The 16,957-nt window shown below is 72.3% G+C and carries 16 protein-coding genes; 3 read left to right on the forward strand and 13 right to left on the reverse strand.

The window, feature by feature from the left end:
• Window positions 1–27: 27 nt before the first annotated feature.
• Window positions 28–945: an aldo/keto reductase gene (locus BLV96_RS26690; protein WP_086678822.1), complete on the reverse strand. Its 918-nt coding sequence runs from the start codon at window positions 943–945 to the stop codon at window positions 28–30.
• Window positions 946–985: 40 nt separating this feature from the next.
• Between BLV96_RS26690 and BLV96_RS26695 the strand changes: the two genes are divergently transcribed.
• Window positions 986–2,209 carry an oxidoreductase gene (locus BLV96_RS26695; protein ID WP_086678823.1) on the forward strand — a complete coding sequence of 408 codons (1,224 nt, stop codon included), beginning with the start codon at window positions 986–988 and terminating at the stop codon, window positions 2,207–2,209.
• Between the two features lie 140 nt (window positions 2,210–2,349).
• Here BLV96_RS26695 and BLV96_RS26700 read toward each other — a convergent pair whose 3' ends face one another.
• From BLV96_RS26700 to BLV96_RS26720, 5 genes are read right to left on the reverse strand one after another with little or no spacing between them, the layout of a single operon-like run.
• Entirely contained in the window at window positions 2,350–3,540 is a 1,191-nt protein-coding gene (locus BLV96_RS26700; RefSeq protein ID WP_086678824.1) for an ABC transporter permease, read from the reverse strand.
• The gene (locus BLV96_RS26705; RefSeq protein ID WP_086678825.1) at window positions 3,537–4,235 is read right to left on the reverse strand and encodes an ABC transporter ATP-binding protein; all 699 of its coding nucleotides are present in this window, start codon (window positions 4,233–4,235) and stop codon (window positions 3,537–3,539) included. Before BLV96_RS26705 ends, BLV96_RS26700 begins: the two co-directional genes overlap by 4 nt.
• Window positions 4,232–5,368, reverse strand: a complete 1,137-nt coding sequence (locus BLV96_RS26710; RefSeq protein ID WP_086678826.1) for a peptidoglycan-binding protein — start codon at window positions 5,366–5,368, stop codon at window positions 4,232–4,234. Before BLV96_RS26710 ends, BLV96_RS26705 begins: the two co-directional genes overlap by 4 nt.
• Window positions 5,365–5,907, reverse strand: coding sequence for a hypothetical protein (locus tag BLV96_RS26715; RefSeq protein ID WP_143051026.1), 543 nt, complete (start codon window positions 5,905–5,907; stop codon window positions 5,365–5,367). The genes BLV96_RS26710 and BLV96_RS26715 overlap by 4 nt, the downstream gene beginning before the upstream one ends.
• Window positions 5,908–5,930: 23 nt before the next feature.
• Window positions 5,931–7,376, reverse strand: a complete 1,446-nt coding sequence (locus tag BLV96_RS26720; protein ID WP_086678828.1) for a S41 family peptidase — start codon at window positions 7,374–7,376, stop codon at window positions 5,931–5,933.
• A 138-nt stretch (window positions 7,377–7,514) separates the two neighbouring features.
• Between BLV96_RS26720 and BLV96_RS26725 the strand changes: the two genes are divergently transcribed.
• Together BLV96_RS26725 and BLV96_RS26730 are read left to right on the forward strand one after the other, a co-directional pair.
• A complete protein-coding gene (locus BLV96_RS26725; RefSeq protein ID WP_086678829.1) occupies window positions 7,515–8,168 on the forward strand; it encodes a response regulator transcription factor in 654 nt (217 codons plus the stop codon).
• 1 nt (window position 8,169) lies between these two features.
• Window positions 8,170–9,375: a sensor histidine kinase gene (locus tag BLV96_RS26730; protein ID WP_208608327.1), complete on the forward strand. Its 1,206-nt coding sequence runs from the start codon at window positions 8,170–8,172 to the stop codon at window positions 9,373–9,375.
• Between the two features lie 95 nt (window positions 9,376–9,470).
• Here BLV96_RS26730 and BLV96_RS26735 read toward each other — a convergent pair whose 3' ends face one another.
• The 7 genes from BLV96_RS26735 to BLV96_RS26765 form a co-directional block, all read right to left on the reverse strand.
• On the reverse strand, window positions 9,471–10,934 hold the full coding sequence (locus BLV96_RS26735; protein WP_158104087.1) for a purine-cytosine permease family protein: 1,464 nt from the start codon (window positions 10,932–10,934) through the stop codon (window positions 9,471–9,473).
• A gap of 122 nt (window positions 10,935–11,056) precedes the next feature.
• A complete protein-coding gene (locus BLV96_RS26740; protein ID WP_086673762.1) occupies window positions 11,057–12,349 on the reverse strand; it encodes a YlbE family protein in 1,293 nt (430 codons plus the stop codon).
• Window positions 12,349–13,389, reverse strand: coding sequence for a 2,5-dihydroxypyridine 5,6-dioxygenase NicX family protein (locus tag BLV96_RS26745; protein WP_086673764.1), 1,041 nt, complete (start codon window positions 13,387–13,389; stop codon window positions 12,349–12,351). Before BLV96_RS26745 ends, BLV96_RS26740 begins: the two co-directional genes overlap by 1 nt.
• A gap of 18 nt (window positions 13,390–13,407) precedes the next feature.
• Entirely contained in the window at window positions 13,408–14,187 is a 780-nt protein-coding gene (locus BLV96_RS26750; protein WP_158104088.1) for a carbon-nitrogen hydrolase family protein, read from the reverse strand.
• On the reverse strand, window positions 14,184–14,810 hold the full coding sequence (locus BLV96_RS26755) for a flavin reductase family protein (RefSeq protein WP_086673768.1): 627 nt from the start codon (window positions 14,808–14,810) through the stop codon (window positions 14,184–14,186). Before BLV96_RS26755 ends, BLV96_RS26750 begins: the two co-directional genes overlap by 4 nt.
• A complete protein-coding gene (locus BLV96_RS26760; RefSeq protein ID WP_086673770.1) occupies window positions 14,807–15,736 on the reverse strand; it encodes an alpha/beta fold hydrolase in 930 nt (309 codons plus the stop codon). Before BLV96_RS26760 ends, BLV96_RS26755 begins: the two co-directional genes overlap by 4 nt.
• Window positions 15,733–16,947: a cytochrome P450 gene (locus BLV96_RS26765; protein ID WP_091389557.1), complete on the reverse strand. Its 1,215-nt coding sequence runs from the start codon at window positions 16,945–16,947 to the stop codon at window positions 15,733–15,735. The genes BLV96_RS26760 and BLV96_RS26765 overlap by 4 nt, the downstream gene beginning before the upstream one ends.
• Window positions 16,948–16,957 lie beyond the last annotated feature (10 nt).

Below are 16,957 nucleotides of genomic sequence, written 5' to 3' on the forward strand. Positions count from 1 at the left end.
GATCCTAATGACCGGACCGCTGTCCGCTCACACGCCCGACGCGTCGTCGAGGCGCGCGGTGTCGGCTTCCTCCAACGTCACGCGGTTCGCGGCCATGATTCCGGCCAGCTGGCCGGTGTCACGCGCGGACGCGATGACGCCGCTCACCGCGGGGCGCGCGGCCAGCCAGGCCAGCGCGATCGCCGCCGGAGCGGTGGCGTGACCGGCCGCCACCTCGTCGAGGGCGGAGAGCACCGCGCGGCCCCGCTCGTCGAGGTACCCCGCGGCGACGCCGGCGCGCGGGCTGTCCACCTCGTCGGCGCCGTCGCGGTATTTGCCGGTGAGGAAACCCCGCGCGAGCGAGTAGTAGGTCATCACGGTGAGCCCGCGCTCCCGCGCGAGGGGGATGACGTCGGTCTCGATCCCGCGTTCCATCAGGCTGTATTCCTTCTGGATCACCACCGGCGCGTGCAGGCCCTCCTTCTCCGCCACGTCGAGCCACGCGGAGATCCGGTCCACGCTGAAGTTCGACACGCCGAGCGCGTCGGTGAGGCCGTCTTCACGCAGCCGCGAGAACGCTCGGGCAACCTCCTCGATCGGACGCTCCGGATCGTCGAAGTGGGCGTAGAACAGCTCGAACCGCGAACGGCCGAGCCGCTCCAGGGAATCGCGGACCGCGGCGCGGATGTTCTCTTCGGACAGCCCGGGGCGACGCTTGGCCTGCCCCACCTTGCCGGCGACGGCAAGGGACGCCCGACCGGGCCAGGCCCCGATGATCGTCTCCGACTCGCCGCCGGAGTTCCCCGGCGCCCACTGCGAGTAGGAGTCCGCGGTATCCACGAGCGTCCCGCCGGCGTCGGCGAACGCGTCCAGGACGGCGAAAGAGGCGTTGCGGTCCGCCGTCCAGCCGAAGACGTTGCCACCGAGCACGATCGGGGCCCGGCCGGTCTGCTGCGAGAAGTCCATGAATTGCATGATGCCCAACGCATTGCCTATCATGCAACCCATGGATCTCTTCTCCGCCCTGCGGCTCCCGGGCGGCGCCGTGCTGCGCAACCGCATCGCCAAGGCTTCGATGGAGGAGAACCTCGCGGCCGCCGGTCAGCTGCCCGATCACCGGCTGCGCAAGCTGTACCGCATCTGGAGCCACGGCGGCGCCGGCTTGCTCATCACCGGGAACGTGATGGTCGACGCGCGGGCGATGACCGGGCCGGCGGGCGTGGTCCTCGACGGACGGTCACCACTCCGGCCGTTCGCGGCCTGGGCGGAGGCCGCCCGGTCCGGCGGCGCGGCCGCGTGGATGCAGCTCAACCACCCTGGCCGGCAAGTGCAGGCCGACCTGGGCGGAATCGCCTGGTCTCCCTCGGGAATCCCGGTCGCCGCGAACGGCTTCGCCCGCCCGACGGCCATGAGCGAGCGCGACATCCGCTCGCTGATCGCGATGTTCGCCACGAGCGCGACGAGGGCGGTCGACGCCGGCTTCTCCGGCGTCCAGATCCACGCCGCCCACGGCTACCTGCTCTCCCAGTTCCTCTCGCCCGCGGCGAACCACCGGTCCGACGCCTGGGGCGGCCCGCTCGCCCACCGCGCCCGGTTGCTGATCGAAGTCGTCGAGGCGGTCCGGGCGGCCATGCCCACCGGCGCGGCACTCGGCGTCAAGCTCAACACGGCGGACTTCCAGCGCGGGGGCTTCGCGGCGGAGGACGCCCTGCACGTCGTCGAACTGCTGGGTGAGCGGCCGGTCGACCTCCTCGAGCTCTCCGGCGGCAGCGCCGAGCGGCCGGTCATGCACGGTGCGGGGATCGACGAGCGGACCCGCGCCCGGGAGGCGTACTTCCTCGAACTCGCCCGTGACATCATCGGCGCCGCCCGCATGCCGGTCATGCTCACCGGCGGCATCCGGACGCCCGAAGGCGCCCGCGAAGTGCTCCGGGCCGGCGTCGACGTCGTCGGCATCGCCACGGCCCTGGCGCAACGGCCGAGCCTGCCGACGGACTGGCATCACGGGCAGCCGGGCCCCGCGGAGATCCTCCTCCCCCGCCCGACGAGCAAGGAGACCACCGCCGCGGCCAAGCAAGCCGCCGTCCGCGGGATGCTGCGGCGGACCGCGACGCACGGGACCACCCCCGACACCCTCGACCCGGTCGCCGCCTTACGGCTGGACCGCGCGCGGCGGACGCGGTTGCTGCCGCGGTACCGGTCCTGGCTCGCCGGACTCGCCCACCCGTGACGAGCGCTGCACCACCGTCCGGTTCGGACGTCCGAAGTGTCGAGGCGCCGTCCGGCCAGGCGACTTCCTCGCCGACCAGCGCCCGTGTCGCGCGGCGCAGCTGGAGGGCGGAGCGGTAGAGCGCCGCGCGGTGGCCGGCACTAAACTGTTCGCAGCGCCTCGGTCGGGGCCATGCGGGCCGCGCGGAGGGCGGGGAGCAGGCCGGCCACCGCGCCGATCGCCACCGCCGCCGTCAAGCCGCCCGCCCAGGCCAACGGCGGAACCACCGTCGCCCAGTCCTTGACCTGTGCGTACGCCACCGTGGCCAGGACACCCAGGCCCACCCCGGCGACGCCGCCCAGCGTCGCCAGCAGAACCGCCTCCGACAGGAACTGCAGCCGGATGGCGCCCTTCGTCGCACCGAGCGCCCGGCGCAGGCCGATCTCCGATCGACGTTCCAGTACCGAGATGACCATCGTGTTGGCCACGCCGATGCCGCCGACCAGCAGGGCGACGGCCCCCAGGCCCAGGAACAACCCGTTCAGCGCGGACTGCGCGGCCGCGCGGGCCTGGAGCGTGGCCGACGGCTGGCTGACGCTCACCTCGTTCGGCGCCCGCGGGTTCGCCGTCGCGGCGAGGACGTCCCGGACGGCGGTGACCTGGTCGGTCCGGGCCCGCACGTACACCGTCGTCGGGTGGCCGTCGAAGCCCAGATACCGCTGCGCCGCGGGGTAGCCGACCAGCACCGACGAGTCGATCTCCGGGGTCAGTGGCGTGGCGCGGAGGATTCCCGCGACGTAGAACCACTGGTCGCCCACCCAGAGGCGCGCTCCGGGCTGGACGCCGGGCATGCCCAGGCGGGCGGCGGCGGCCGCGCCCAGCACCACCACCGGCTGTTCCGCGGTGGCGGCGTTGAGGTACCGGCCCGCCGTGACGCTCGTGCGCAGGGCCGCGAGCAGGTCGAGGCTCGCGGCCCGGACCGACAAGGCGTTGGTCTGGTTGGCGGGGATGCGGGGGGTGCGGTAGGCGTGGGCCTCGGTGGTGCCGGTGCTTTCCACCGCCTCCACCGGGCCGATCCGGCCGATCATCGCCGGTGCGTCCAGCGGGAGCGACGCGTCCTCGCCGCCGATCGTCGACCCGGGCGTCACCGTCAGCAGGTTGGTGCCCAGCGCGTCGATCTCGGCGAGCAGACCGGCCTGCGACGACGCCGACAGGCCGAGCACCGCGACCATGGCCGCGACGCCGATCGCGATGCCCAGCGCCGAAAGCGCCGCCCGCATCCGCCGGGTGCGCAAGCCCACGCTCGCGACCCGGGCGAGGTCGGCCGGGCGCAGGCGGGTGCTGGTGGTCATGACGGCCGCCTTTCGGTCTGTGCGGTGACATCGGCGATGACCCGGCCGTCGAGGACCTCGATGCGGCGGGGCAGCCGGGCGGCGAGATCCCGGTCGTGGGTGATCATCACGATCGTGGTGCCGTCGGCGTTGAGCTCCTCGAGCAGCGCGAAGATCGCCGCCCCGGTGACGCTGTCGAGGTTTCCGGTGGGTTCGTCGGCGAGGACGATCGCCGGGTTGCCGACGAGCGCCCGCGCGATCGCGACCCGCTGGCGTTCGCCGCCGGACAGCTCGGTCGGCCGGTGCCCGATGCGGTGGCCGAGCCCGACCCGCTCCAGCGCGGCCGCGGCGGCCTCGCGCCGCTGCCGATGCCGGAACCCGGCGTACAGCAGGCCGTCGGCGACGTTGTCCAGCGCGGTCGCGTGCGCGGCGAGGAAGAACTGCTGGAAGACGAACCCGATGCGGCCGGCCCGCAGTCCGGCCAGCGCCCGGTCCGGCATCGCGGCGACGTCCTCGCCGACGATCCGGACCGTGCCCGCGCTCGGCCGGTCCAGCGTGCCCATCACCTGCAGCAGCGTCGACTTGCCAGAACCGGACGGGCCCACGATCGCGACCAGGTCCCCTTGACCGACCGCGAAACTGGCCCGGTCCAACGCGACCACCGACGTCGCCCCGGGGTAGACCTTGCTGACGTTCTCGAGCTCCAGCACCGTCATGACGCCGGCACCACGACGTCCTGGCCGGCCGCCAGCCCGCGACCGGAGACCTCGACCTCGCCTTCGTCGTCGTCGAACAACCCGGTCGTCACCGGCACCACGCGGTGCTGGCCGTCCTTCTCCACGACCTCGACCGCGTAACCGCCGCCGGCCACCGCGAGCAGCGCGTTGACCGGCACGGCCAGCACGTCGGCCACCGTCTCGGACACGATCGACACCTGCACCGGCGCCTTGTCGAGCCGGCCGGTCGCCGCCGGCTCGGACGGCGTCACCAGCACCTCGACGGTCGCGTCGCCGCTGCCCTCGTCCCCCTGCTCCGTCGCGACCTTCCCGACCGACGTCACGGCGCCCGGAGTCGTCTTCCCGTCGGGCAGCGAAATCGTCACCCGGTCGCCGACCTCGATCGACGACTGCCGCCGGGCGTTCACCGCGAGGGTGACCACCCGCTGCGTCGAGGAGACTTCGAGCAGCGTGCCACCGTTCGGGGCCGCGCTGCCGGTGACCGCGTTGACCTTCGTGACCCTGGCCTCGCCGACCGGCACGAACACCGCCTGGTCGAGCGCCAGTTGCCCGGTCTCGGTCAGCCCAACGGCCTTCTGCAGCTTCGTCAGCGCCCGGTAGGTCCGTCCGCTGAAGAAGTCCGACGCGGAATCGAGCCCGCTCGCGTACCCCAGGGCCACCAGAGCGGCGTTGAGCTGCTGGACGTCCGGTCCCGACATGCCCCACGACAACGCCCGGTACAGCGGAACGCCGCCCTGCAGGAGGACGACCGGCTTGCCGTCCACTTTGTACAGCGTCCCGCCCTGCGCGACGACGTCCCCCACCGCGGGCAAGGCGGTGACCCGGCCGCCGGCGTTGTTGACGACCTGGCAGCCGCCGGCGAAGCCCAGCGTCCCGTTCTCGACCGACCGGGCCGACAACGTCGTCGTGGTCACCTTCGCCAGTCCGGTCGCCGCGGCGCTCTGCGACGAGGAGGCGACCGGTCCGGCGGCGAAGGGGTCGGTCACGACGATGACCCCGCCGGCGAGCAGGACGACCGCCACGGCGACGACCGCCCCCGTCCGGCCCGGCCGGCGCCGCTTTTCGCGCGACGCCGGCCGGGCCCCTCCGGTGGTCTCCGGTGCCACGGTCATGATCCGGTCCCGCGGTTGGGCTTGGGCATGTTCGCCGGCCGGTATTGGGCACAGGTCTGCTCGGCCTTCTGGAACTCCGCCGACTCGGGGTCGACGCCGCCGCCCTTCACCATCGGCGGGAAGGTGCCGTCCGCCCCGGGGTCGGGGAACTTCGGCACGCCGTTCTCCCGCATGCACTTGGCGTAGGCGAGCTTGTCCTCGGCCGCCCAAGGGTCTTCGCCCTTGCCGGGCTTCCCGGCGTTCGGCAAGTGCTGCTTGCACTTCTCGTTGGCGGCCTTGAACCCGTCCGATTGCGGGTCGACGCCGCCGTTCTGGTCGAGGATGGTCCCGCCGCCTTCGGCGGGGTCCGGGAAGTTCGGCACGCCGTTCTCCCGCATGCACTTGGCGTACGCGAGCGCGTTCCCGTCCCCCGAGCCGGCCGCCGTGGCGGCCGGGGAGCCGCCCGCGTTCGCGGCGCCCTGGCCGCCGGCGTCGGCGCCGCCGCACCCGGCGGTGAGCACGACGAGGGTCGCCAGCACGGTCATCATCAGTGTTCGCATGTCGTTCTCCAGGTCCTCGAGGATCAGCCCAGCAGGGCGACGGCCTTGGCCAGGCCCGGGTCGCGGCCGGCGGACAGGTCCGCGGCGGTCACCGGGGCGATGTGGTCGGGCGCGACGCCGATGGTGTTGATGAGCTCCTTGTTCGCGCCGAAGCCGTGCAGCCCGGTCAGGACGAGAGTGGAGCCGTCGTCGAGCTGGTAGGCGACCTGCGGACCCGAGGCGATGCCCGCGGTACGGGTGCCGACCAGGGTGCCGATGCCGAGGTCCTTGACCCCGCCGGCGAAGGCGTCGCACGCCGAGGCGCAGCGCCGGTCGGTGAGCACCACCAGCGGGAGGCCCACCTGCTCGACCCCCTTGTCCGTGCGGCTCGGGGTGCAGTGGTCCTTCACGTCGCACATGTACGCGAACACCTGGTCCGACGCCCACGCCCCGAGCAGCTTGCCCACGTCCTCCAGCCGGCCGCCGGAGTTGCCGCGCAGGTCGAGGACGACTCCGCGCAGGGTGGCGTTCGCCCGCAGCGCCTTGATGGCCGCGAGGACCTCGTCGGCGGCGCCGGGCGCGAACGCGTGCATCGTCACCTTCGCGATGTCGGTGCCGACCAGTGCCGACTCGACCACCTTGCGGTCGCTCTGCTGGACTTCCGCGGCCGTCATCGTCGTGGTGACGGTGGCGTCGGTGACCGGGCGGTGCAGGGTGATTTCCAGCCGCGTGCCCACCGGGGTGTCGCCGGTCAGCCAGTTGACGACCCCCTGCGACAGCACGCCGTTCACGTACGGCGGCACGCCGTTGACCGAGCGGATCTCGTCACCGAGCTTGAGGCCCGCCTGTTCGGCGGGGCTGCCCGGCACGACCGTGGTCACGTAGAGCGGGTCGGTGGCGGCCGCGTCGAGTTTCCCGGGGCCGTTGACCGCGGAGATACCGAGTCCGGTCGTGTTGACGTGGTAGCTGTTGCGCCATTCCGCATGGTTGTCGTTCAGGCTCTGGAGCATGGCCGTCACGGCGGTGGCCGCCACCGCCTCGCGCGCCGCGTCGTCCGGCAGCTTGGCGGCGAAGCCCTGGTAGACCCGGCGAAAGGCGGTCCAGTCGGCGTCCCTCTTCCCGGTCAGCCCGGGCAGTGTGGCGTCGGCCTGGTCGATCCCGCGGCGCTGCATTTCCTGGGTCATCGCGGCGAACGCCGCCGAGAGCAGCGACCGCGGGTCCAGCACCGGGCCGCTGTAGTGGTGGTCGAGGATGCAGTAGTAGACCTGCCCGACCGTCGTGACGGACGTCGGTGCCGCGGGGACCGGCTGCGGGTCTTCCCCCGGCGCCGGCGGCGTCAGCTCCGCGCACGCCGGCGGCCGGTCGGCGCCCCGGCCGCCGCTCTCCGCGGCGTCCACGGTGGTCACGCCGAATCCGATCATCGTGGCCGACACGGCCAGTGTGGCCAGCCCGCCGGCCAGCGGTGCCCACTTCCGCCTGGTGTTCGTCATCCCGGTTCCTTCCGTGTGGCTGGTTGACGGGGTGAGTTCTACGGAGGGCGGGGTTTCACCCTGGTTTCAACACCGGGAAACCACGGTGAAACCGGGCGGCCGGGCAGACTGTCCGAAGTGGCCGAAAGGGGAACCGGGGTGCGGGTGCTCGTGGTGGAGGACGACGAAGAGATGGCGCTCACCGTGGCCGAGGGTCTGCGGCGCGCCCGGATGACGGTGGACGTCGCCGTCGACGGCCCCGGCGGCCTGGAACGCGCGCTGTTCAACGACTACGACGTGGTGGTCCTCGACCGGGACCTGCCGGGCCGGCACGGTGACGAGGTGTGTGCCGAGCTGGTCGCCGCCGGGTGCCGCAGCCGCGTGCTCATGCTGACCGCCGCCGACACGACGGACGACCTCGTCGGCGGGCTCAACCTCGGCGCCGACGACTACCTCGCCAAGCCGTTCGACTTCCCGGTGCTCGTGGCGAGGGTCGGGGCGCTGGCCCGGCGGGCCCACCCGGCGGCGCCGCCGGTGCTGCGCCACGGCGACGTCGTCCTCGACTCGGCCCGCCGCACCGCCCACCGGGCCGGCCGGCCGCTGGCGTTGCGGGACAAGGAGTTCGGTGTCCTGGAGCTGCTGCTCGCGGCGTCCGGCCGGGTCGTCCCGTCCGAGGAACTGCTGGAACGGGTCTGGGACGAGGCCGCCGATCCGTTCACCTCGGCCGTGAAGATCACGATGAGCCGGTTGCGCGCCAAGCTCGGCGACCCGCCGGTCATCGAGACCGTGGGCAAGCGCGGCTACCGGATCTGAAGTGCCGATCCTCGCGCGGCTCGCCCGCGCCCACCTGCCCGGCCGCACGGTCCGCCTGCGGCTGACCTTGCTGTACGGCGGCTTGTTCCTGCTGTCGGGGTTCCTGCTGCTGGCCATCACCTACGTGCTGTTCCAGCACGCGATCACCGGTCAGTTCAAGTCCTTCGTCCCCGCGGGAGGCGGCCAGCCGCCACCGGGCGCCGCGCCGCTGTCCCGGGGAGAACTCGCGATCCTCTCCCGGCAGGCCGAAGAGCTGATGCGGAGCCAGCAGGCGTCGGTGCTCAAGCAGCTGCTCGCCCAGTCCGGGATAGCGCTCGCCATCACCTCGGTCGTCTCGATGGTGCTCGGCTGGCTCGTCGCGGGCCGTGTCCTGCGGCGCCTGCGCACGATCACGATCACCGCCCGCCGCATCTCGGCGACCGACCTGCACCAGCGCCTCGCCCTCGACGGCCCCACCGACGAGCTCAAGGAACTGGGCGACACGATCGACGGTCTCCTCGCCCGGCTCGAGGCGGCGTTCGAGGCACAACGGCGATTCATCGCCAACGCTTCCCACGAGCTGCGCACGCCCCTGGCCCGGCAGCGGGCGCTGGGCCAGCTCGCGCTGTCCGACCCGGACGCGACGGCCGCGTCCCTGAGGCGGGCGCACGAGCGGGTGCTCGCCGCCGGCGTCCAGCAGGAACGGCTGATCGAAGCTCTCCTGACCCTGGCGCGGGGTCAGGCGGGCATCAAGGTCGGCCGGCCCGTCGACCTGGCCGAGATCGCCGGCAGTGTCGCGGCGGCCAAGAGACCGGACGCGGACGTGCCGATCCGGACGAGGCTCCACCCCGCGGTGGTGCCCGGCCACCCTCCGCTGCTCGAACGGCTCCTCGTCAACCTCGTGGACAACGCGCTCCGCTACAACACCGAGGACGGGTGGGCCGAGATCACCACCGGCCGGCGGGACGACGCGGTCGTCCTGACCGTCACCAACACCGGCCCTCCGGTGCCCCCGGCGGCCGTCGAGCGGCTCTTCCAGCCCTTCGAACGCCTCGATCCCCGGCGTGCGGGCCGGCCCGACGGGCTCGGCTTGGGCTTGTCCATCGTCGCGGCGATCGCGACGGCGCACCAGGCGACGATCACCGCCGTCGCGCGCCCCGCGGGAGGGTTGGCCATCGAGGTGACGTTCCGGTTGTCGGACACCTGCGGCACCAGCAGCGTCGATTGAGTCATTGCCCGTTACGTGCTGATTTTTCCGCGCCGCCGCCGGGGAGGGGTTCCCGCACGGTCATGCGCGGGAACCCCCGTTGCGGGACAACGGCTTCAGCTCAGTGCGGCGTCCGCCTCGACCTCGGCCGGCACCGTCACGCTCTCCGCGCCCGGCAGGAACTTCGTCAGGAGCCCGTAGACGGCGCCGCCGACCACCATCGCGGAGAGCCAGCTGAGGTCGACGCCGTCGGCGATCTCGCTCCACGGGCCCGTGTAGAGGCTCGTGTTCGCCTGCAGGAGGCCGACCACGGCCGCCAGGGCGAACGCGGCGGTGGCGCGGAGGTTCCAGCCGTGGAAGAACCAGTAGCGGCCGCCGGTGCGGCCTTCGTTGAACACCTGCAGCGCCGCGGTGTCGTACTCGCCCCGCACGAGGAAGTGTCCGGTCAGGACGATCCCCACCCAAGCCGCGGCCACGACGCCCAGCACGGTCAAGAACGCCGAGACCGTGTGCTCGATGTCCCAGACCAGCGCGCCCACGAGGATGAACACCAGGCTGACGGCGCTCACCACGAGGGTCGCCGGCACCCGGCGCAGCGGCCGGATCACCGAGGACAGGTCCAGCCCGTTGCCGTAGACGCAGATCGCGGACTGGCCGAGGCACCCGAAGAAGCCGACCAGCACGATCGGGACCAGGAACCAGGTCGGGCTCGCCTTGACGAGTCCTTCGACGTAGTCGGCTTCCGGCGAATTGATCGCGTACGAGGTGTAGGCCCCGAAGGTCAGCGGCACGACCAAGCCGATGAACAAGCCGAGCGCCGTGGCCAGGCCGACGCTGCGGCCGCCGAAGCGGCGGGAGATCAGGCGCGTGCCGTCGTTCAGGTAGGGCGCGTAGCCGATCGTCGTCGCGGTGGCGATCGAGACGGCGAGCGACCAGGTGGGCCAGAAGCTCCCGAGGAGGTACTCCGGCGCCACGGCCGTGGTGTGGAAGTCGCCGGCGAACACGAGGAAGCCCAGGACGATCACGGCGCCGGCCGTGGGGATGAGCCACTTGTTGAGCCGGACGACCAGGCGGTAGCCCGAAACCGCCGTCCAGGTCGCCACCGCGGCCATCACGACGTAGCTGATCGCCAGCGTGACCTTGCTGTCCGGCAGGCCCCACAGCGCGTGGAGCCCGTAGACGATGACCTGGCCGCCCGACCAGACGGCCAGTGCGTAGAACCCGATCGCGATGAAGAGCGCGAGCAGGGTCCCGATGACGCGGCCGATGACACCGAAGAAGGCTCCGCTGCTGACCGGGCCGTTGGTGCCGGTGCGGGGGCCGATCGCGGCGATCGGCCCGAGGAGCGCGGCGCCGACGAGGACGCCGAGGACGATGGAGCTGAACGCGCCCCACCAGTCCAGCCCGAAGGTGACCGGGAGCCAGCCGATGACGATCACTCCGAAGAGGAGGTTCGCCCCGACCATCGTGGTCGCGATGTTGCGGGGTCGCAGCAGTCTGGCCGCGTCGGGCACGTATTCGACACCTTGGGGATCGTCGCCGCGGGCCGCGGCCTCGGTTGAGCGCTGATCGACTGACACCGGTTCCTCCAAGGTGGACGAATTCTACGACCGTGGAGCGCTGGTGCTCCCACGGCGCCGAAAGTGCGTGATCCGAGTCACACGAGGCAGATGCTAGGTCCGCCTCCCGCCGGCGGGCCCGGTTATTCGTCGCCCGTATGGGCGGGAAGTGGCGCTGTATAGATCGGAAGCGTTTCCTGCAAAGCGTTCACGGCCTCAATGAAAGGTTCGACGGGAGCTGTCAGCAGTCCCGCTCCCGCGTGACCGCCTTCGCGCCGGGCGGCTCCCATGTGGATCCTCGGCGTGATTCCGGTCGAGCTGACGAGAGCGGCGTCGATGCCGAACGGAACGCCGCGGAAGCCGAGGTAGGGGATCTTCCACAGTGGATGCTCGGAGTGCGTGATGCGGTACATGGTTTCGGTGGTTTCCACCATGCCCTGCGGCGTGCCGCCGCTGTAGTCCTGCAGGGCGAACGCCGCCGCGGCCGCGAGGCCACCGAGGCCGACCGTCTCGGTGATCAGGCTTTCGCCGCCCATGTAGGCGATGTCGTCGCTCGTGAGGCCGTCGAACAATTTCGCCCGCAGTTCGGGTATCGCGGAGCGGAACCACTGGTCGCCGGTGCCGGCGAGCCGGACGGAGAACTCCTTCTCGCTCACGGCCATCGCGGTGACGATGCTGCTGTGCGCTGTGCCGGCCGCGGCTTCGGTGACGCACTTCCCGGTGGCCATCGCCACGTGCAGGAAGAACAAGTCGTTGCGGGCGCAGAAATCCAAGACGGCGCGGGTGTCCTCGCCGGCCCCGTTGGCGTCGAGGATCGCGCCGGCCAGCTGCTGGAAGAAGACCGCCGTCGCCGCGGTGTTGCGGCTGTGCAGGTCGTCGCCCATGCCGAGCGCCCGCCGGATGACGGGGTGGACCTTGAACCCGCCCGCGGCTCGCACCGCCGCGGACAGCTGCGGCGCGAGCACGTCCCGCAGCCAGACAAGCTGCCGGCGCACCCTCGGGTTCCAGACCCCGTAGGTGAGCCGTTCCCGGTCGCTGCCTTCGTAGAGCAGGCAGTGCCCGCGGTTGCCCGTGGCCGCGTCCTCGACGACCCAGACAGGCATTGACGCGGACGTCACCCCGGTCACCGAGCCGACGCAGCCGTGGTCGTGGCACGGGCGGACGAGGATTTCGCCTCGGTGCAGGAGATCGTCCGCTTCCTCCGGAGTGGTGGCGAGATCCTCGTAGAGGGCCGCGCCGAGGATCGCCCGGCGTTGCCCGCCCGAGTACTCGGGCCAGGCGAGGGGTGCCCCGGAGGTGAGGATCGTGTTCGGGGTCATCCCCGGGAGGACCTCCAGCGCCGGTGCCACGTCGACGATCACCGGGTCCGCGTTCAGCATCGCCGCCACCGCGGCGTCGTTGGCCCGCGTGCGTCGCTCGAGAAGTCCTTCGTGCATCAGGCGTTCTCCTCGACCAGGGTGCCGTTGTCCACGACCTTGTGCCCGTCGATCGCGACGGTGCAGCCCCGCATCGGGATGTCGAGGTGGTTGTGGGTGTGGCGGTCCATGAACGGGTGCGGCCCGGTCGAGAACAGGAAGTTGCCCGCGAGCCCGCGCGCGTCCATGCCCATCAGAGACTCCCGGTCGTAGAGCGCCATGGCGAACCAGTCGGCGTTGCGCATCAGCCCCCAGCCCATGTGGGACAGGAAGCGCGCCTCCTTGTCGTTCGCGTCCTCGAAGAACAGCTCCAGCATCCGGGCGTCGGCGCCCCGCCCGGCGATCTTGTCGATGCGGCCGTTCTCGATGGTGAGCGTCACCTCATCACGAACGTAAGTCTTGAACGGCAACAGAATGTCCCCGGGCGCGAGCACGATCTGCCCTGACGACGTCTTGGGCCACGCCAGCACCATCGTGCTGGGCCAGTGATCCCACCGTCCCGGGTCGTCGGCGATGCCGCACTGGAAGCCCGGGTGGGCGTCAGTGAGGTCGGCGACCAGATCGGTCCCGTGCGGCGAGACCACGTGGAGTTCGCGGCCGGCGCGCAGGAGCGCGGCACCGGCCTGCACGCGTGCCTTGTCCTCGGCGGCGGGGACGTTGCGCGCGAGGACCTCGGGCGGGTCGGCGACGAACAGCATACGGGTCCCCGCCCGCAGGATCTTGCCCAAAGACTCCGTGTGGATGAAACCCTCATTGGTCAGGTCGAGGACCATGTCGGCCCCCTGCAGCAGGGACAACGCCAACGGGCTCCCATCCAACGCCGTCAACCCCGCACCCGACCCCGTCCTCGACGAAGGCAACGGGACCGGCGAGCCACCGGGCAGCACCGCCTGGAGGACGCGGGCCTTGAGCGCGAGTCCGGCGGCGAAAGCGGCCTCGACGTACTCGCTACGGCTGGACGGTTCGGCGAGGATCACGAGCTGTTCGCCCTCGGTCACCTTGCAGAGTTCGAGTTCCCTGCGGAACAGTTCCACGAGATCGGCTGAGGAGAAGTTCGGCATCACTGGCCTCCGGTTCGGTTAGGCGGTTACGCGAGGCAGGTCGCGCAGGTAAGGGATGGCGGAGCGGGCTTCGGTGACCGCGGCGGGGTCGACGAGCGCCGAAACGAGGCCCTCGCCCTCGGCCAGTACCGCCCGCAGTTCGCCGTGCGGGTCGATGACGGCCGAGTGCCCGCAGAAGTCGAGGCCCGCGGATGGACCGACGGTGTTGGCCGCGACCACGTGGCACCCGTTCTCCAGCGCCCGCGACCGGATCATCAGCTGCCAGGCGTGCAGCCGGGCGGCCCCGAACGCGGCGGGCACCGCGAGGATCCCCGCGCCGGCCACGGCGAGCCGCCGGGCCGCTTCGGGGAACCCGGCCTCGTAGCAGATCAGCACACCGACCCGGCCCACCGGCGTGTCGGCTATCGCCTGTTCGGCCGGAGAACCCGGCGTGAAGATGCCGGGCTCACCGCCCCACAGGGCGCGTTTGGCGGCGGCCGCGACGACGCCGTTCGGCGTGATCACGACCCCGACGTTGCGCAGCCCGTGCTCGCCGCGCACGGCCGTCGAGGTGACGATGGTCGTGCCGAGCTCGCGGGCGAGCGCCGACAGCCGGTCGCCCGCGGTCTCGGGCGTGCTGCTCACGTCCGCCAGGCCGGGCGAAAGCGTGTAGCCGGTCTCGCACAGTTCGGGCAGCACGACCAGCTTCGCACCCTGCCCGGCGGCGGCCCGGAGGTGGGTTTCGATCCGTGCGGCGTTGCCCGCCGGGTCGAGGGGCGTGCCGGTCATCTGCACGGCGACCGCGGTGAACGGGGTCATGTCCGGCTCGCGTCCCACCGCGGCACCGGCGGGGAGGGCAGGGCCACGGGGTCGGTGGAGTACGTCGCGCCCGCGGTCCGCGCGACGGGCTGCAACGCGGCGGAGTCCACGTGGAAGGCGTCGTCGACGATGCCGTCGCTCGCGTGCAGGCGGAGCACCCGGGCGAAGACCGCGGTGTCCGCTCCGATCCGCTCGACCGTGTCGAGGCGGCATTCGAGGGCCACCCGGGCTTGGCCCACCCGGGGCGGCGAGACGTCCTGGGAGGCGACGGCCTCCAGACCCGCGTAGTCGAACTCGTCGACGTCCCCGGGCACCTCCGCCGAGGACCGCACCATCGCTTCGAGGGTGGGCAGGGAGACGAGGTTGACGACGAGTTCGCCCGTCGCGAGGACGTTGGCGAGGGTGTCCTTGACGGCGTGCCCCGGCCGGGACGTGGCACCGATGGACAGGAAGACGGTCACCGGATCGCGGGAAGCGATCGTGAAGAACGAGAACGGCGCCAGGTTGCGCACGCCGTCGGCGGAGATCGTCGAAACCCAGGCGATCGGGCGCGGCTGCACCACTCCGGTGATCAGCTTGTACGCCTCATGGGCTCGCAGTGAGCCGAAGTCGTAGTCGGTCACCGCCCACCGCCCGGTCTCGCCGGGGCCGGGAGGTGCCGGTGCACCAGGTCGAAGGCGGCCGTCGAGTTCCGGTCGAAGAGCACGCCGTGACCGTCACCGTCCAGGCCGTGCTGCCCGAGCCGCAGGTGCTCGACCTCCGCGCCCCGGCCGCGCAGGAAAGCCGCGGTCTCGGAGTCCGCCTGCAGATGACCGGACGCCGCGGCCGTCACCAGCAGCACGGGCACCGTCGCGAGTCCTCGTGGCTGTCCGGCCGCGCCGAGCGGGAGTGCGGTGACGCCTTCGGTCAGCGCCCGGGTGCGGGGCGGCCCGAGGGGCTCGACGGCCACGACGATATCGACCAGGTCGGGCCGGCGGTCGGCCGCCAGCCACCCGGCCGGTGCGCCGGCGGAATGGGTGACGACGATCGCCGGTCCGACCAGCTCGAGCAGCCGTGTCAGGGCCGCCGCGTCCCGGCGCTGGGCCGCCGCGGCGTCGGCGAACAGGCCGGTGCTCGAGGCGGCGACCGCGCCGAACCGGCCCCGCAGCTCGGCTTCGTCGACCTGGAAGAGGCGGGCGAGAACCGTCGTGTCCGGAACCGCCGACCGGGGACCCATCGCCTCGACGTCCCAGACCGACCGGCCGTGGCCCGGGCGGTCCAGCAGGTAGGTGGGGTGCCCGGCGCCGACGAACAGCTCCGCCCAGCCCGGCTGCCCGTCGACGGCCCACAGCCAGTCGGTCGACTGACCGCCGCCGCCGTGGACGAGGACGACGGGCGCGGTCCAGTCGCCTTCGTCGGCGGGCGCTTCCCACCGCACCCAGGCGGACCCGACGGGGCGGTGCAGCTTCGCGTCCCACTCGCCGTCCAGGAAGAAGCCTCCGCGGCGCCGTCGCGTCGGTTCCGCGCCGCGGTGTGGTGGCCGCCGGTGCGCCGGCTGCGCGCTCGTCATGACCGCGGGGCGGCGCGGCGCAGCCGGAGCGGGACGTGCTCGTGCCCGAACGCCTGGTAGTTGGTGGCCGTGCGGGGCTCCCCCGCGCTCTCCACGCTCTCGATCCGCTCGGCCATGCTCCGCAGCAACGTCGTGGCTTCGAGCCGGGCGACGAGGTTGCCCGCGCAGGTGTGCAGCCCGAACCCGAAGGACAGGTGCCCGTGGGGCATCTCGCGGTCGATGACGAACCGGTCGGGGTCGTCGAACTCGCGCGGATCGCGGGAGGCGCCCAGCCACATCATGAGGATCTTGGCGCCGGCGGGGATCCGGTGGCCGGCGACCGTGGCACCACCGGGTGCCCAGCGGCCCCCGAACCGGTTCGGGGGGTAGAACCGGATCGACTCCTCCCAGGCCGGCGCCACCAGATCGGGCCGTTCGCGCAGTTTGCGCCATTCGCCCGGGTGGTCGCCGAACGCGCGGAACATGGACGCGATCCCGGACGTCGAGGTGTCGAAGCCGGCGGCGAACACCGTCTTGACGAGGTCGCGGGCCTCCTGTTCGCTGATCCGGCCCTCGTCGGCCATCGCGTACAGCTGGGCGCCGAGACCGCCCTCGGCCAGCGATTCCCGGCCGATGTTCCGTTCGACCCAGGCGACGGCCTCCGCCCCCGCGGCGAGCTTGCGCTCGCGCAGTTCGCTCGGCGGCCCGAAGGCGTTCAAGCCCGCGCTGCCGAACTTGAGGAGCAGCTCCCGCCCGTCCTCGGGCATGCCGATGACGTCCGGGAAGACCTTGAGCACGTAGGCGACCGCGAGGTCCCGGTAGCCGTCGACGTCGACGACGTCCCCGTCGAGCACCCGGTCCAGGAGCGCGCCGGCCTCCTTGCGGAAGTACTCCTCCAGCCACGGGAGGTTCCGGGGCCCGAGCACGTCCATGATGGCCGACTTGGTGCGGGTGTGCGCCGGAGGCTCCTCGAACAGGACGATCCGCGGCCGGAACGCGGAGTCCTCGTAGAACGGGCGGTCGGTCGAGGAGAACGTCCGCCAGTCCCGGAGCCCCTTGCGGATCTCGGTGAAGCGGGTCACGGCGTAGTAGTCGTGCTCGGCGATGTGGACGACCGGGCCGAGCTCGCGGACCGCGCCGTCCGCGGCGAACGGGTCCTGCAGGCTCTCCAGTGCGAACGGATCGATGGCGGTGCTCGGGATCGGTCGGGTGGGCGGGGGAACGGAAGTCATCGGGTCTCTC

It is taken from the genome of Amycolatopsis pretoriensis (genome assembly GCF_900107925.1).
GTDB classification, from domain to species: Bacteria; Actinomycetota; Actinomycetes; order Mycobacteriales; family Pseudonocardiaceae; genus Amycolatopsis; species Amycolatopsis pretoriensis.

Coding starts and splice junctions, on each gene's coding strand:
- BLV96_RS26690 (WP_086678822.1), bottom strand. CDS start 945: ATGGACTTCTCGCAGCAGACCGGCCGGGCCCCGATCGTGCTCGGTGGC.
- BLV96_RS26695 (WP_086678823.1), top strand. CDS start 986: ATGGATCTCTTCTCCGCCCTGCGGCTCCCGGGCGGCGCCGTGCTGCGC.
- BLV96_RS26700 (WP_086678824.1), bottom strand. CDS start 3,540: ATGACCACCAGCACCCGCCTGCGCCCGGCCGACCTCGCCCGGGTCGCG.
- BLV96_RS26705 (WP_086678825.1), bottom strand. CDS start 4,235: ATGACGGTGCTGGAGCTCGAGAACGTCAGCAAGGTCTACCCCGGGGCG.
- BLV96_RS26710 (WP_086678826.1), bottom strand. CDS start 5,368: ATGACCGTGGCACCGGAGACCACCGGAGGGGCCCGGCCGGCGTCGCGC.
- BLV96_RS26715 (WP_143051026.1), bottom strand. CDS start 5,907: ATGCGAACACTGATGATGACCGTGCTGGCGACCCTCGTCGTGCTCACC.
- BLV96_RS26720 (WP_086678828.1), bottom strand. CDS start 7,376: ATGACGAACACCAGGCGGAAGTGGGCACCGCTGGCCGGCGGGCTGGCC.
- BLV96_RS26740 (WP_086673762.1), bottom strand. CDS start 12,349: ATGCACGAAGGACTTCTCGAGCGACGCACGCGGGCCAACGACGCCGCG.
- BLV96_RS26745 (WP_086673764.1), bottom strand. CDS start 13,389: ATGCCGAACTTCTCCTCAGCCGATCTCGTGGAACTGTTCCGCAGGGAA.
- BLV96_RS26750 (WP_158104088.1), bottom strand. CDS start 14,187: ATGACCCCGTTCACCGCGGTCGCCGTGCAGATGACCGGCACGCCCCTC.
- BLV96_RS26760 (WP_086673770.1), bottom strand. CDS start 15,736: ATGACGAGCGCGCAGCCGGCGCACCGGCGGCCACCACACCGCGGCGCG.
- BLV96_RS26765 (WP_091389557.1), bottom strand. CDS start 16,947: ATGACTTCCGTTCCCCCGCCCACCCGACCGATCCCGAGCACCGCCATC.